Source organism: Streptomyces californicus (assembly GCF_000717645.1).
In the GTDB taxonomy this organism is placed as follows: Bacteria; Actinomycetota; Actinomycetes; order Streptomycetales; family Streptomycetaceae; genus Streptomyces; species Streptomyces californicus.
In genome coordinates, this window is sequence record NZ_JNZZ01000073.1 from 1 (window position 1) to 1,221 (window position 1,221).

Below are 1,221 nucleotides of genomic sequence, written 5' to 3' on the forward strand. Positions count from 1 at the left end.
CCCCCGCCCCCCGGCAAGGACGCCGACGCTAGACCGGCACAGACCCCGGAAACCGGTAAAATGCGACACGGTTTTCTTGACGGCGCTGTGCCTGCACCCCCGGAACATCACCGAGTCTGCCAACCCCGACACCGGAAGGAGAAAATGCCGCACAAATACCCACGGCAAAAGAATCCACGCTACAACGCACCGATGGCCGCGCCTCCGTCATCACGCAGTCCCGCCGATACATCGCAGCAACCAGCCGCCCTAAATTCACATAGGACGACCTGACGCTTTTGCCGCCCATCGCAGAAATCCGGTAATCCCAAGCCGCCGCCACGTATCCCCCGGATCCGAAGTCCGCCTGCCTGCGGCGGCGCGAACTGTCACAGACAGGCCGACCCCACCCGGCCGCAGGAAGAGCGGGAACGGGCTCGCACGCGCGTCCTCGCTCAGGACGAGGCTCTGGTGACTCGCTGGCCATCAGGGCCGTCGAACGCAACCAGGGCCCGCTACACGAGCACCCCCCGGCCCACCGCCACCACCTCCTCAGCCGCCACCGCCGCCCGCTCCCGCGACTCCCAAAGCTCCACCGCACTCTGCGCCTCCCGCATGCCGAACACCGCCCCCACCGCCTGCCGCGCCGCCTCCCCGGCCCCCGGCACAAGGAGCTGGAGACGCACCAGCGGGTCCGTCACCGCCGACCGCGTCCGCCGCGCCTCCGCCCGAGCCGGCTCCGGCTCGCCCCCCGCGAGCCGGACCGTTCCCAGATCCCACATCGCCGCCCGGTGGTCCGCCAGAGCCACGCATAAAGCAGCCACCGCATCCATTCCCGCACTCCGCCGCTCGGCAGCCTCCTGCGCCATTCTCTGCGCCCGCTGCGCGAAATGCTGGAGCACCCCCGTCAGCAAAGCACCGGCCAAAGTCCCCATAACCGCAATCAGCGTCAGCATAAAATCCCTCCCTGCCTTTCAAATCATCATCCCTCGCAAAAGACTCCTTTACGAGGGGTTGCCTGTTGCCAAGCAAAAAAGCTTTCCGGTACCCCGGGTACACCGGCCGGTGGTAGAGCAAAAACGCTACGTTTACACAGGCACCCCTCGTGATGCGCGAGCCGGACAGATGCAGGAGGAGGGGGTAGCGTAAAAACGCTACGTTTACACAGGTACCGCGTGATGCAGACCCGGAGGACCGCACCACTGGTGCGCCGGGCCATACCCTCCCGACCCCATCCTGTAG

At 66.5% G+C, this 1,221-nt stretch carries 1 protein-coding gene; it reads right to left on the minus strand.

Translation table 11 applies throughout. From position 1 onward, the window contains the following. Window positions 1-494 precede the first annotated feature (494 nt). Window positions 495-935, minus strand: coding sequence for a hypothetical protein (locus tag IF19_RS1000000137900; protein WP_030112170.1), 441 nt, complete (start codon window positions 933-935; stop codon window positions 495-497). Window positions 936-1,221: the final 286 nt, after the last annotated feature.

Bases quoted from the DNA above. Each gene is read 5' to 3' on its own strand.
- IF19_RS1000000137900 (WP_030112170.1), bottom strand. From the start codon at position 935: ATGCTGACGCTGATTGCGGTTATGGGGACTTTGGCCGGTGCTTTGCTG.